This is a genomic window from Streptomyces justiciae, from assembly GCF_015163075.1.
GTDB classification, from domain to species: Bacteria; Actinomycetota; Actinomycetes; order Streptomycetales; family Streptomycetaceae; genus Streptomyces; species Streptomyces justiciae.
Genome location: NZ_JADDXU010000013.1, coordinates 145,952 through 159,020, shown reverse-complemented (window position 1 = coordinate 159,020; position 13,069 = coordinate 145,952). Strand labels below are relative to the sequence as shown.

Below are 13,069 nucleotides of genomic sequence, written 5' to 3'. Positions count from 1 at the left end.
ACGGCCCACTCCGCGTCCGTCATCCCCGAGGGATATCGCCGAGCACGTTCCGGGTGGTTGGCCGCGTTTCCGAACCGGTGAGCGACACAACCACACGACGGTGCAGCCGAGTTGAACTCCACCGGCGCGAGCACCTAGAAACGTGGCAATTGGGTCTCCTGGATCTCAGTTGGCTTCGCAACCCGAGCTACCGAGAGGCCCTGCCTTCATGCCTGCGGCCAGCAGCGGTCACCCGACCGAGACTCCCGTTCGACCCACACCCCTCAAGGCCGGAACAGCAACAGCTACTGGGCGCCAGGTGCTGCCACTCCATGCCCGAACTGCAGAGGGCGTCGGCCGCGGGGACCACGACGGAGATGTCCACACCAGCGGTGGCCAGGACCGCAGCCGGCATTGGACGTCGCGAAATGGCGCCGCTCATGCATCACCGAGGCCGGGGCCTGGGCGGTAGCGGGTCGAACAGGTTCGCGGCGATCCCAACCAGCACCAGGCCGGTGGCGACGAGCAGGCCATGCGGCAGCACCATGCCAAGGGCCAGTGCCACGACGGCGAGCACCAGCAGGGCCCACGCCGGCCAGCGCCGGTGTCGGCGACGTGGATGGACGGGGTGGTGCTCCTGCAAGGCGCGTGCCAGGCCGGGATCCTCGCGCCGCAGCCGCTCAGCGATGTCCCGCAGCGACTGCTCCTCGAACGGGGCCATGTCTCCTCCTCGAGGGGTGTCCGATGCCCACACCGAATCGGTCGATGGGAACCGCTGCGCAGGCCGCCCGGTACCTCGTCATACGGCCGTCAGCCGACGCGATCATGGATACCAAGGGCAGTCCGCCAGTACGCCGCCGACCGGCCGGGCCCGACCGCCGGGCGACTCGCGCATCCCACCAACCCCATGGTCATCTGCTGAGCCAGGGCCGCCTATCGGAACCAGCACCCATCTTGGGAGGGGAACACCGTGTAGACGGGGCTTTACCGCGCCGATCGTCGCGGCCATAGGTGCCAGACCTGATGAACACCGCCCCGCCTGCGCATCCACGCCGGCATCGCAGGCCTCCGGCCACGTCCTCAAATCTGTCGCCGCCCGTGACCTCGTCGAAGCCGGTCCGTCGGCTTCGGCCACCGCACGGCCGGCCTCGGGGCGGCGGTGAGCCGGCTTCGATCGACCACCGGCGCGTGTGAGAAGGGAGTTGGGCGTCTCCCCCACCCGAAAATGGGTGCGAGCACCGATGGTGAGGCCATCGGTGCCCGTGTGAGGCTGGCAGCGCCACCTCGGTTCGCGTTGCTTGTCATAGCCGCGCCGAACAGCGCACGACGCTGCTCGTCACAGCCCCACGAAGGAGGATCTCTTATCCATCCCCGCACGGTGAAACGATCTGCCACTTGTGCACCCGGGAAGGCGGTGACCCGTGGGACACGCTGACAGCCTTCTCGCGATGGGCGGCGCTTTCCTGGCCGCCGCTCTCCTCGCCCGCCTCGGCGGCAGGATCGGACTCCCGACGATCCCGCTGTTCATGCTCGCGGGCATCATCCTCGGCCCACACACCCCGGGCCTGGTCATCGTCGAGGACGCGCACGACTTCGAGATGCTCTCCGCGCTCGGACTGGTGCTGCTGCTGTTCTACCTGGGCCTGGAGTTCCACCTCGACGACATCAAGCGCGGCGGCCGACGCCTGCTGACGGCGGGCGGAACCTATCTGCTGCTCAACGTAGGCGCGGGCCTGGCCTTTGGGTTCGCCCTGGGATGGGGTGCCCGGGAGGCGCTCGTGCTCGCCGGTGTCCTGGGGATCTCCTCCTCCGCCATCGTCACCAAGATCCTCATCGACCTGGGCCGCATCGGCCGCCCGGAGACTCGTCTCATCCTGGGCGTCATCGTGGTGGAGGACATCTTCCTCGCGCTGTACCTCGCCGCGCTCCAGCCGGTCATCAGCGGTGCCCAGGGTGCCGGGGACATGGCCCTGCAGGGCGCCAAGGCTTTCGGTTTCCTGCTCGTGCTGGCCGCAGCGGCCCGCTACGGCACCAAACTGGTCGGCCGCCTGATCGCGACCCGCGACAACGAACTGCTCGTCATCAGCTTCCTCGGGGCGGCCGTCCTCGTGGCCGGAGTCTCCGAGACACTCGGAGTCGCCGATGCCATCGGCGCGTTCATGGTGGGTCTCATCCTGGCAGGCACGCCCTCCGGCCCGCGCATCCGGGAACTCGTGCATCCGTTGCGCGACGCCTTCGCCGCGATCTTCTTCTTCGCCTTCGGACTCTCCATCGACCCCGGCGACCTCCTGTCCGTCGTCGGACCGGTCACCGCCGCGGCAGCGCTGACCCTCGTCATGAACATCGTCGCTGGGCTCCTCGTCGCCCGCCTGTACCGCTACGGCACCGAGAGCGCCGCCGAGATCGCCACCACCCTCGTCGCCCGGGGGGAGTTCGCACTCATCCTGGCCGCCATGGCTGCCAGTGCCGGGCTCGACGCCCGCCTCGCCCCGTTCATCGCCGGGTACGTCCTCGTCCTCGCGATCCTCGGCCCCATCGCCGCCGGACGCGCACACCTGCTCGCCCACGTGCTCCGCGCCGCCCAGGACCGCCTGCCCGACCGCACGGCCTCCTCGCCGTACGACCTGGAACCCCATGACGACAGAACACCATCTGCCCCATCCGCGCTACCTGCTGAGGCCGAGCGGTAGCCGCACCCGCCGCCCGGCTCCTTGCCGCAAGTTGCCCCGTGGCCAGGGGCGGTGACGGGTCGTCAGGCTCGTGTCAGGCCGATCACGCCCACCACCACACCGCGACCCGGTGGCGCGCCATCGCGCAGACCCCGGATGCGCAACGAGGCCTGGCATCGTGGTGAACGCCGTGCGCAGTCGGCCGAACCGCTACTGCGCGGGACCAGACGGACCTTGGTGAGGGGTTCACTCGAGAGGGGCGCTCGGGTGCCAGGCGACGGGCAGGACGACGTCCACACCGTCGCGGCGGGCCAGGGACAGGAGCCCGCTCATCGTGGCATCGAGGTCGTCCAGGCAGTAGAGCATGGGCCGCAGGGGCTGGTGCAGCCCGGTGATGAAGTCGTCCCAGTGCACGAGGATGACGCGGCGGGCCCCGGTCGCGACCACCTGCGCGCGTACTCCAACCTGATCGACAGGCGCCTGCCACCCCGAGGCGGTGTACGTGTACGTGATCAGCTGGACCAGGCTCTACGGGCTGCTGTGCCGTGCCTCGACGTACTGACCGAGTCCCTCGGCCTGACCGGGGGTCCTGACCGCTGCCCAATCCGCATGGACCAACCCGGGACCAGGACGCCGGGCTCCCCACACTGGAAATCCCAGTTCCGTCTACGACATCGCGGAACTGACCCGCGCCGGCGCAGGACCGCCTCCGCCCGCAGGAGCATCCTGAAAGGCTTGAATCCCTCACGCCTTGATCACAGTTGAGGCGTGCACGTAGAGATGATGTGGATCTTGCGCATACTGTGTGCCGCCCGGCTCTACGCGCACGATCTCAGTGCCGGCTGGGCTGAAGGGGTGGCCATGAACGAGGTGCCGAGCGGGTGGCAAGACGAGTACGAGAGGCACCCGGAATATCAGGCCATCCTGGCAAGGCTTGAGACTCCGTGGTGGAGGCGGCCTGTGACGCTGATGATTGCGGGTGCCATCGCCGTGGCCGCAGTCTTTTCCCTCGGTGTGTGGGTGGGGCGTTCCAGTGACGGCTCGGACACCACTTCCCCGACCCCCTCAGTGCAGGGTCAGAGGGACGACGGGTCGCAGAACGATCAGCCTGCTGGGCTGAGCTATCAGGAGAGACAGCAGATCCTGTCCAAGTTCTGCAACTCGTCTCAGATGCGCGGGGGTCCGGGAGACAGCTCAGCATTTCCGACGTGTATGGCCAGCTACTACGTGACGGACCAGGGAATGGTCATGCCGAAATAGCCGCACGCTTGGCGCAGCCAGACAAGGCTCCACGTGGTGCCGCAGCGGAGCTGTCGCAAGAGGCGCCAGCCCTTGATGGTGGTCATGGCCGACTCGCCGAGGCAGCACTTGAGTCCTGCATCGGCGCCCCGCCGACAGCTCAGCGAACTCATCGCCTCGTTGACTCCAGCGACGGACGTTCGACGCGAGCACGTGCTCCGCACGCGCCAGGGCCGGCGCCGCCCGGATCCCCAGGACCCGGGCGGCGTCGTGCACTTGGCGTGGGTGTCAGGGAGTCAGCTGCCAGCGGGCGATGTACCCGACGTCGATCGCTTCCCGGTCCTGCACACGTAGGGTCCAGGTGCCGTTGAGCGGTTGCGCGGAGGCGTCGACGGTGAAGGTCTGGTCGACGTTGTCGGCGGAGCCGCCGCTGCGGTTGAGGAGGGAGTAGACGGTGCCGTCGGGGCCGACGAGGTCGACGGTGAGGTCGCCGCGGTAGGTGTGGACGATGTTGACGTAGACCGAGGTGGTCGCGGAGGCATTGCCGTCGCGGCCGGTGATGGTCAGCGGTGACTCCACGGCGGCCCCGTTGTCGGGGATGTCGACGCGGGTGGCGTTGGCGTAGATATAGCCGATCTTCCAGGTGAAGGTGTCCGAGGCGGTCACACCGGTGCTGTCGGTCACGGTGATCGTGACGTCGCTGGTGCCGAGGGTCGTCGGGGTGCCGCTGATCAGACCGCTCGGGCTGATGCCGAGACCGTCGGGCAGTCCGGTGGCCTCGTAGGTCAGGGCGGCGCCGGTGTTGGTGGTGTAGGCGTCCAGTTGGAGGCTGACGTTCTGGTTGATGCCGCTGACCTGGTCGGCGGTCGGGGCGAGGTTGACGCCGAGGGCGATGCGGTTGCCGACGTTGATCGCGGCCCAGGCGTCGGCGACGGCGAGGTAGGTCGGGCTGTAGGTGCCGAACAGGTCGCCGGCGGCCGACAGGGTGGCGGTGCGGGCGCCGGCGTAGTTGGTCGTGGAGGTCATGTACGTCGTCAGCGCGCGGTACCAGATCGCGGCGGCGTTCTGGATACCGATGCCGGTGACGGGCTGCCCGTCGTACGTCGGGCTGTCGTAGTCCACGCCGTTGACGGTCTTGGCGCCGCTGCCCTCGGAGAGCAGGTAGAAGAAGTGGTTCGCGGGGCCCGAGGAGTAGTGGACGTCGATGCCGCCGAGGGTGGAGCTCCAACTGTCGCGGGAGGCGCCGTCCTTGGAGGGTTTGTCCATGTAACGCAGCGGTGTGCCGTCACCGTTGATGTCGATCTTCTCGCCGACGAGGTAGTCGCCGGGGTCGGCCGGAAGGTTCTCGTAGAACTCGACGGCCGCGGCGAAGATGTCGGAGGTCGCCTCGTTGAGTCCGCCGGACTCCCCCGAGTAGATCAGTCCCGCGGTGGCGGCGGTGACGCCGTGGCTCATCTCGTGGGCGGCCACGTCGAGCGCGGTCAGCGGATGGGTGTTGCCCGAGCCGTCGCCGTACGTCATGCAGAAGCAGGAGTCCTGCCAGAAGGCGTTGACGTAGTTGTTGCCGTAGTGGGCGCGGCTGTAGGCGGCGACACCGTCGTTGCGGATGCCGTTGCGGCCGTACGTCTCCTTGTAGTAGTCCCAGGTGGCCGCCGCGCCGAACGCCACGTCGACACCGGCGGTCTGACGGTTGGACGGCAGGCCGTCGCCCCAGACATCGTTGTCGTCCGTGAACAGGGTGCCGGTGCCTGAGGTGCCCTGGTTGAGGTCGTACGTCCGCTGCCCGGCACGGTCGGGGTCGACGAGCTGGTACGTCGATCCGGACAGCGTGGTGCCGACTGCGACCTCGCCGGCGTACTGACCGGTGCCGGAACCGGTGTGGACGTGCTCCGCGGCAAGGAGCTCCTTGCCGGTGGTGGCGTCGGTGACGACCTGGAGTTCGCTGGGGGTGCCGTCCTCCTGGACGCCCTCGACGAGGGTCTCCCAGGCCAGCACGGCCTTGCCGGTCCCGGCCCGGACCACCAGGCGGGGCGCCCGCTCCGTCTCGGCCCCCTTGACCTCGGCCTTCTTCGAGACGCCGAGGGCCTTGGTGGCGGCACCGGCTGCGCTGATTGCCGGCCGGAGCGAAGGGACCTGAAGTCGGGCGGGGCTCGCCTTGGTGACGGTCGTACGACCGCTCTTGTCGTGGACGACCAGGTCACCCCCGAGGACGGGCAACCCCGCGTAGGAGCGTTCGTAACGGGTGTGCGTGGTGCCGTCGGCGTCCTTGATGACGTCCTTCACGACGAGCTTCTCCTGGGCGCCGAGGCCGATCCGCTGCGCCGTGCGGGGCGCCGCGGACCGGGCGCTCTCGATCAGGGCGGCGCGGCGGGCGGGCGTCAGGGACGGCTGGGCGGCGCCGGCCCTGGGGGTAGCGGTGATCTTCGTGGGGCCCGGGTCCGCCGGGACCGCGGTGGCGAGACCCGGGGCGGCGAGGGCTAGCAGGGAGCCTATGGCCGTGAGGGCCAGGGCGCTGGTGCGTCTGCGCGCGGTAAGAGCGCGGCGTCGCAGGGGCAACGGATTCTCCTTCGATGCAACGGGCGACCCGTGATGGGGGTCGTGAACGGGACGGAGCGGCGGGGTACGCCGGTCCGGAGCGCTGCACGGCATGCGGGTGGAAGGAGGTGGGGGGTTGAGGGGTGGGGGCTGAGCGGTTGCTCCGCGTGGGGATTCCGTCAAGGAATCGTGAACTTCCGCAGAAGAGTGGCACCGCGCCCACAGCTTTGTCATGGAAATGCCAAAGCAACGGCTGGAATTGACCATTCCGAGCGGGCATATCGGCACAGACGGCGTCGGTTTTCGGCCTCACCTCAAGGGTTCGTCGGCGGGCGGAGGAACACTCAGCCCGGGTGAGCCTCGCGAGGGCCTGCGCGGACAACACCCTGAACAGGTGCTCGCCGATAGTGGCGGGGCAACGGGCGGGCGACGTCACCAGATCGCGTCCAGGAAGGTTGCGTGCCTCTCACCTCCTGCGCCGGGCCGTCGGCGTCCGCGATTGTTCCCCGTGGTGCGTGGGTGTTGTCACACAGTTGGACCCTCACAGCTCAACGGCCAATCACCCACGAACCCGGTGCGCTTGTGGTGCGGCCGTGTGGTCCGTCGCCTTACGACCCATAGCTCTGTTCATTGCTGTTCCGTCTCATGCGCCCGAGTTCTCAGCAACACAGACGTACGTGGGAGGCTGCGCACCGCCCTCGATCGGAAAGTCCAGGACGCCCGGATAGGTCATCCTGGTGCCCGGGTAGGACCCCTCACAAGATTGAGGACTGTCCGAGAAGACCGAAGTGCCGTCTGCTTGGATCGCCTGTCCGTCTGAGCCGACCAGATACGCACCACACTGATAACCGGCCGCGTTCATCAGAAGGGTGGCGTCCCTCCCCGCCCCGTCGCTGCTACCCGTCCACGCGAGACAGTAGGTGGATCCCGGGTCCCCACCGGTGGCAGGTTGCGAGATGACGTGAATGGCCTGGAGGGGCGCAGGGCCACCACACAGTACCTCGATGTCTTCGACGTACCAGGGTGCGCCGGCGACACAGACATCGGCCTTCGGCTCACAGCTGGTCGTACCGGCAGGCGTCTTGTAGGTCACCGGGACGCATGACGACTCTGCTGCGACTGAGCGGGACGGTGCAGCACTCGACGGCGAAGCTTGCGCTGTCGGCGCCAGCGACGTCTCACTGTCTCCGCTGGCGACCCCCGCGATGCTGCGTGTTGTTGGAGGCAGCGCTCTCCCGTCTCTGTTGCCCGAGTTGGTCTGCTGATGAAGCACCAGAGCCACGGAAACGCCTACAACGACTGCCGCGGCTCCCCCGGACATTGTCGCCTTCCAAGGAAACCGTGGCGGTCGAGGGAGTGCGGCGTCGCGGACGACAGGGATTTTCTCCAGCGTGTCCCCGTTGTGGAAGGCAAGCACTTCGTCAGGGCGCGGTGGCCTCTGCGGCGGCGGTGGTGTGCTCACGGTCCCCCCTGCTTGTTACGCGTGACCGTCACCGTAGGCCGCCTGCGTCACACGCGAGGCGAACTAGTTAGAAGTGCAACATTGTCGTGATTCATCCGAAGAAGCGTCCCAAGCTTGAGATGCGACGTGCACAGCATCTCGTGACGAGGCTCAGATGCACGCTTTCCCGCGTGGTGGTGGTCACTCAACTCGGACGGGCCCGTACACCTGCGTTTTTGGACGGCCCGTCGTCTCAGCGTCCACCATCCCTGGTTTCGTCCGTACAACTGTGAACGACGCTGCATGAGACGGAAACTGACACGGGTCTTGAAGCGCTGACCTGAAGTGGGTGCCTGCGACTACAGACCGCGCAACGCCTCGTGGAGACGACACGGTTGGTGTCGAGGGGAATGGCTTCCCGATCGCCTGAGACCCTGTGGATCTCCTCCAGCGTCCATCCTGCCGGCAGCTGCATGGCCGTCATCCGACGATGATGGCAGCGACCGCAGCAGCTGAGCATCGGGCCTCTCGGATCGCGTCCGGCGTATGTCACACGACCCGACCGGCTTCGTTCACGGACGGCGATAGGCGGCACGATCGGTACCGGGTTCCAGCGCCCGGGACAGGGTCACGTAGACCGGGTACTCAGGATCACCTACCTCCATGAGGGCGAACTGATCGACTTCGTACTGGGCGAAGCGATGCAGATACTGCAAGAAGAGTTCCAGCTCTTCATCGGAGAGCCGTTCGTCGTGTCGGTCGTTTCGCACGCCGTCACCCTATGGGTCGCTGACGAAGCTGCGAGCACACCGCCGCCCGCGAACACGGCATGCACCGCCTGAGGCACTTCTACGCGTCCGACTTCCTGGACGCCGGCGAGAGCATCAACACCCTCGCTGCGTACCTCGGACACTCCGACCCGAGCCTGACCCTGAAGGTCTGCGCACACCTCATGCCCAGCAGCCGAGACTGGGCCCGGAAGGCACTCGGGCGAGCTCTGCGGCGTCAACAGGAGCCCGCAGGCTGAGGTTCGGGGAGACCCGCCGGCCGCTCAGGCATCGCCTTGAGCCACCCGATACTCCTCATACTGCTTCCAGGCACGTTCCAAGGTCTCGATAGCTGCCGGGATGGCGCCCCGCGCTTCGAGGTATTGACGCTGACCCGGCAGCCTTTGCGTGAGGGCTAGTCAGGGTCAGCGGAGGCGTCCCGCGCGAGATCCCGATAGCGCTGCGCTCTTAGCATGGCCATCTCTTGCTCCGGTTCTTCTGCCGGGACCTTCTCTGACTTGGGAGAGCCTGGGCATGCGCTGGGCACCCCTAGCGTAGGAAGCTGCGATCATGTGCCGCTGGTAGGGCTGCTGAACTGGTCTTTCACCTGGCACCAGGTCTCATCGCCCTCGGTCGCTTTCACCGTGGTTCCCGCTGTTCCCCGCTCGATCTGGTGCGCTTTGTGGTGCGTCCGCCGTGTCCTGGCCTGGCGTTCTCGGCTCGTCTGCTCCCCCGTACAGATCGGCACGGAGACGCTCCGCGTCCTACGGGATCGTTCACCTGGGTTCACGGGCGATTGGCCGCTGCGGTGCAGACGACTCCGGGTCCCGCCTGAACGACGGCGAACGGGGCTGAGTGAGACGGAAACTGAGACGGATCGAGGGTGTGGCCCACAGCCCGGCTGGATCCCCGATCTGGGGACGCCGATCCGAAGATGGGAGCCGCCGCGGGCGCAGGGGTGGGGCATGATGCTGATCATTCTCATCGGTTCGGCTGTGGGTGCCGCATACGTGTGTCGCGACACACCGCTTTTCATCCCGTCAGTCATCGTCGCGATTTGCTCCTTCTGGTCCAACGAAGTCATGTCCAACTTCCGTCGAACGCACGAGGTGCCGCGCCTTGCGATGGCTGTCAGTCTGATCTGCTTCGTGCTCGCCCTGGTCTTCGGCGTCACCGACTTGATCATCAGCTGATCAAGCCGACGACGCTGAGCATTGGCCAGAGAGGCGAGCTCCCTGGCGTGGGCAGTTGGTATGTCCTCTCATACGCTGTGCCCCACGGCACGCCGCCGTCGTGGTCAGGGGGAGCATCATGGAACAGCTTCATAAGCTCGTTGTGCGCTACGGCGATTGCGGACAGAAGCCCGTGCGCTTCCGTCCAAGAACGTGGCGTTCACGGCTGGAGCCGCACGAAGCGGCGCACGTACTCGATATCGGCGTCGGATGTGTGAACGGACCGAGCGGTGACCGTCTCATCAGCCGGGTCGACCTGTCCCATCTCCGTGACCGTGTTGGCGACGATCCCAACAGCCTCCGTGACCTGTTCGTGGCCGTCATGATCTGGGGCTCGGGCACCACAAACGGACGCGGCCCGCGCTACACCGAAGCGGCCCTGTCAGACACACGCATGGCCACTGTCCTCCGCACCACATCCGAAGCGGTTCGAGAAGGCGATCTGAGTGGGGCCTACCGGCAGTTCGTGCTCAACGGTGTGGGGCGATCCTTCTTTACCAAGTGGTTCGCGGCCGTTGACGACCGCGACAGCACCTGTAACCGGGCCTTGATCCTGGATGACCGGGTCTTTCGTTCACTGAACGCACTCGGATGGTCCAGTTGGAGGGCGGCCGGCACTCGCCACTGGCCCACCCGATACGCCACCTACGTCAGCTCCATGCACAGCTGGGCCTCGGCTCTAGGTGTCACGGCCGACTGGCTTGAATGGCTTCTCTTCCATCTGAACGGTCGCGTAGACGAGTCCTGAGCTTGGGAAGCTGCGGGCATACGGGGGCGGTTTGGCCACTGACCTGGGCGAACGCTTGCTGAGCTGAGCGGTGTCGATCGGGGCCACGTTCACCGGACGAGTTCGGCCACCTACGAACGCCTACGGCAGAAGGCCCAAGACCACTGTCGTAGGCGTCCGTCAGCTGCGTATCTCTCCGGGCCGTCCGCAGCCTTCCTGGACGCCTCCAGCATGGTTGCCCCGGCTGCGGCGTACACCGCCGCCGAGGCCCATGTTCCCTCTACCGCCCAGCCGGCCTTGTGCATGCTCTACGCGGGCGTTGCCGGGCCCTGCGCTAGAAGGTCAGGTTCCAGGCGTCGATCTTGCCTGTGTCGGAGGCGGCGTTGTCGTTGACGCGGAGTTTCCAGGTGCCGTTGGCGACCTCCGCGGAGGCGTTCACGGTGTAGGTCTGGGCGAGGTTGTCGGCGCTGCCGCCGGTGTGGTTGTGCAGTGTGTACAGGGTGCCGTCCGGCGCCACCAGGTCGACCTTCAGGTCGCCGATGTAGGTGTGCTTGATGTCCACACCCACCTTGAGGGTGGCCGGGGCGTTGCCGGTCACACCCGTTACGGTGATTGGGCTCTCCACCGTCGCGTTGTCGTTGATGGCGAAGTCCGCGAGGTTCTCGAAGTACGTGCCGGGCGGCGGGGTCGCCCCGACGGCCTTGAGGGCGTCGACCTGCCCCTCGCCGAAGAACGAGTTGTTGGCCGTCGTACCCGTGCAGCGGCTGTCCGAGGGGCAGGCGATGTCGTTGGCCTGCTCGGCCAGTTTGGCGCGCAGCTGCGCCGGGGTGATGCCCGGGTTAGCACTGGCGATGAGCGCCGCCACGCCGACCACGTGCGGGGTGGCCATCGAGGTGCCGCTCTTGCTGCCGTAGCCGCCGCCGGGGACGGTGGAGTACACGTTGCTGCCCGGTGCCGCGACGTCGATGACGCCCTGTCCGTAGTTGGAGAACGAGGCCTTCGTGACGCCGGTGCCGTTGGCCGCGACGGTGACCACGCCCGGCAGCTCGGTCGGGATGTCGAGGCAGGCGTTGGTGATGGTACGGGTCACCGGCGTCGAGTCGTTCGGGCTCGCGGAGTCGGTCGTCTTGTGGGCGAGGTCGTAGTTCTCGTTGCCCGCGGCGGCGATCTGGAGGGAGCCCTTGCTCTCGGCGTACTCCTGGGCGCGCTTGACGCCTTCGATGATGGCGGCCTGGTCGATGTTGTCCGGGCAGTTGAACTGCCACGGGTCCGTGTAATAGCTGTTGTTGGTGACCTTGAAGCCGTGGTCACCTGCCCAGACGAAGCCGCAGATGGTGTTCTCGGCGAAGAAGAAGGAGTTGCCCGGCTCGGCGACCCGGACCGCGGCGATCTTCACCCCGGGTGCCACGCCGACGACGCCCTTGCCGTTCTTGGCCGCGGCAACGGTGCCCGCCACGTGGGTGCCGTGCGTGTCGACGTCCCGCCAGGCGCCGGCACGGGTGTCGGGCTTGCCGTAGGCGCAGGAGACCGAGTCGGCCGCGTCGAAGTTGGGCGCCAGGTCCTGGTGCTGGTCGTCCACACCGGTGTCCAGGATGCCGACCGTGACGGAGGCGGAGCCGGGGTTCACGGCCCAGGCCTGGTCGGCCTTGATCTGGCTCATGTCGGCGCGGACAGGTTCTCCGGCCGGGGTCGAGGCCTGGGCCGGGTTGGGCGGGAGCGCCGGGTCGTAGGCGGCGGCCGGGACGTCCGAGGTGCGCGTGGCGCCGACCTGCTGCACGCCGGCGACGCTGCGCATGGTGGCGGCGAAGGTGCTGGACGCCGAGTGGGCGACGATCACACCGATGGCGTCGAAGCTCGAGAAGACGGTGCCGCCGTTGGCCGCGATCGCGGAGCGGACCGCCGAAGTGTCACCGGGGGTGGTGATCACGAGGTAGGCGCGCGTGCCGGCCACCCAGGCCGCACTCTGGGAAGCCGACGCGGCGGCCGGCGCGTGGGCCTTGGCGGCCGGCGCCGCGGAGGGGACCGGGAGCGTACCCGCGAGGGCGCCCGGGGCGCCGAACGCGAGGGCGGCGCCGAGCGTGGCCGCCAGCACCAGCGTGCGTCTCGGTCGGCTGGATCTGTGGGGTATCAATGCGTCCTCCGAAGACGGCCCGGCCGCGCTTATGGCACCGGCCGGGCCGTACGAAACGAGTGGTGGGTGCAAGATGTCAGGTGCATGCCCTTGCAGGGAAGTACCTTTCCGTACAGGGACGTTGTCGAGGCATGGCTGAAAAGCGACGCACGCCGCGGTCGTCGACGGCTGGGGCGCGGGGACCGGTTCGCCCGGCGACCTGAGGGGCGAGGCACCGGCGGCACCCCGCTCAACCGGACCCCCGCCGCCTGGCCCAGCCGACTACGAAGCCCTCCCGGCCCGCTCTGCCGCCATGATCTACCTTGCGATGATCGCCCTGATGGCTCGCCGGCTCACCAGAGAATGCACC

Annotated in this window: 9 protein-coding genes and 1 pseudogene; 5 read left to right on the top strand and 5 right to left on the bottom strand. The window is 67.7% G+C overall.

Annotation, left to right across the window (positions count from 1 at the left end):
* Nucleotides 1-424: 424 nt before the first annotated feature.
* Complete coding sequence (locus IQ210_RS31740; protein ID WP_194082605.1) at nt 425-700, bottom strand: DUF3040 domain-containing protein; 276 nt, start codon at nt 698-700, stop codon at nt 425-427.
* A 700-nt stretch (nt 701-1,400) separates the two neighbouring features.
* Here IQ210_RS31740 and IQ210_RS31735 point away from each other — a divergent pair.
* Nucleotides 1,401-2,669 carry a cation:proton antiporter gene (locus IQ210_RS31735; protein WP_194082604.1) on the top strand — a complete coding sequence of 423 codons (1,269 nt, stop codon included), beginning with the start codon at nt 1,401-1,403 and terminating at the stop codon, nt 2,667-2,669.
* A 225-nt stretch (nt 2,670-2,894) separates the two neighbouring features.
* On the opposite strand, the gene IQ210_RS31730 is transcribed toward IQ210_RS31735, so the two are convergent.
* Nucleotides 2,895-3,095: a hypothetical protein gene (locus IQ210_RS31730; RefSeq protein WP_194082603.1), complete on the bottom strand. Its 201-nt coding sequence runs from the start codon at nt 3,093-3,095 to the stop codon at nt 2,895-2,897.
* A 321-nt stretch (nt 3,096-3,416) separates the two neighbouring features.
* Here IQ210_RS31730 and IQ210_RS31725 point away from each other — a divergent pair, with 321 nt between their 5' ends.
* Nucleotides 3,417-3,908 carry a hypothetical protein gene (locus IQ210_RS31725; protein WP_322657123.1) on the top strand — a complete coding sequence of 164 codons (492 nt, stop codon included), beginning with the start codon at nt 3,417-3,419 and terminating at the stop codon, nt 3,906-3,908.
* 267 nt (nt 3,909-4,175) lie between these two features.
* Here the strand turns inward: IQ210_RS31725 and IQ210_RS31720 are convergent, their stop codons facing one another.
* Nucleotides 4,176-6,443, bottom strand: coding sequence for a M4 family metallopeptidase (locus IQ210_RS31720; RefSeq protein ID WP_194082602.1), 2,268 nt, complete (start codon nt 6,441-6,443; stop codon nt 4,176-4,178).
* A gap of 1,992 nt (nt 6,444-8,435) precedes the next feature.
* A complete protein-coding gene (locus tag IQ210_RS31715) occupies nt 8,436-8,633 on the bottom strand; it encodes a hypothetical protein (RefSeq protein WP_194082601.1) in 198 nt (65 codons plus the stop codon).
* A 23-nt stretch (nt 8,634-8,656) separates the two neighbouring features.
* On the opposite strand from IQ210_RS31715, the pseudogene IQ210_RS31710 reads away from it, so the two are divergent.
* The 3 genes and pseudogenes from IQ210_RS31710 to IQ210_RS31700 form a co-directional block, all read left to right on the top strand.
* Nucleotides 8,657-8,890: pseudogene (locus tag IQ210_RS31710) on the top strand (site-specific integrase); the annotation flags it as partial.
* Between the two features lie 705 nt (nt 8,891-9,595).
* Nucleotides 9,596-9,823 (top strand): hypothetical protein, encoded by a 228-nt coding sequence (locus IQ210_RS31705; protein ID WP_194082600.1) that lies wholly within the window; start codon nt 9,596-9,598, stop codon nt 9,821-9,823.
* A gap of 118 nt (nt 9,824-9,941) precedes the next feature.
* Nucleotides 9,942-10,610 (top strand): 8-oxoguanine DNA glycosylase OGG fold protein, encoded by a 669-nt coding sequence (locus IQ210_RS31700; protein ID WP_194082599.1) that lies wholly within the window; start codon nt 9,942-9,944, stop codon nt 10,608-10,610.
* A 313-nt stretch (nt 10,611-10,923) separates the two neighbouring features.
* Here IQ210_RS31700 and IQ210_RS31695 read toward each other — a convergent pair whose 3' ends face one another.
* Nucleotides 10,924-12,681 (bottom strand): S8 family peptidase, encoded by a 1,758-nt coding sequence (locus IQ210_RS31695; RefSeq protein ID WP_194082720.1) that lies wholly within the window; start codon nt 12,679-12,681, stop codon nt 10,924-10,926.
* Between the last annotated feature and the right edge of the window lie 388 nt (nt 12,682-13,069).

What these genes read in the sequence shown, in the direction of transcription:
- IQ210_RS31700 (WP_194082599.1), top strand. Translation starts at nt 9,942, where the DNA reads ATGGAACAGCTTCATAAGCTCGTTGTGCGCTACGGCGATTGCGGACAG.
- IQ210_RS31740 (WP_194082605.1), bottom strand. Translation starts at nt 700, where the DNA reads ATGGCCCCGTTCGAGGAGCAGTCGCTGCGGGACATCGCTGAGCGGCTG.
- IQ210_RS31705 (WP_194082600.1), top strand. Translation starts at nt 9,596, where the DNA reads ATGATGCTGATCATTCTCATCGGTTCGGCTGTGGGTGCCGCATACGTG.